The 404-nt window shown below is 28.5% G+C and carries 1 protein-coding gene; it reads right to left on the bottom strand.

What is annotated here, in order from left to right; genetic code table 11:
• The coding region (locus tag LS72_RS10610; protein WP_414458073.1) for a hypothetical protein at positions 1-265 on the bottom strand (265 nt) is incomplete at its 3' end.
• Positions 266-404: the final 139 nt, after the last annotated feature.

A 404-nucleotide genomic window follows, 5' to 3' on the forward strand; every position in this document is an offset into this window, starting at 1 on the left:
TTAAGATTTTCTCATTAGCTTCCTCATAAGCTGCTTTTGTGCCTTTGGTATAATCATCAAAGATAATCTTAATATCTTGGGGGTTAATATCAAATTTTTGTAATTCCCTTGTTAAATTAGAAGTGGTTAGGTGCAGCATATTTTTTAGGTTTTTATTCACTTCAGGATTAATCTTAGCAACCTCTTTTAATATGTCTAATACATCATTATCCTCACTATTTCTAATAACAGCTAATAATTCTTGTTGTTTAGCCCTCAAGGGCATTTTAGGGTTTGTTTCACAAGAGGAATATTTAATTTAGGTAATTAAAAGAAGTTCTGAATATTGTCCTTTGGTAGTAGTAATAGATTTCAATAAAGCTTTTTCGTATTCTGATAGATTAAATAAATTAGAATTAATTAGC

Source organism: Helicobacter apodemus (genome assembly GCF_000765745.2).
Taxonomy (GTDB): domain Bacteria; phylum Campylobacterota; class Campylobacteria; order Campylobacterales; family Helicobacteraceae; genus Helicobacter_D; species Helicobacter_D apodemus.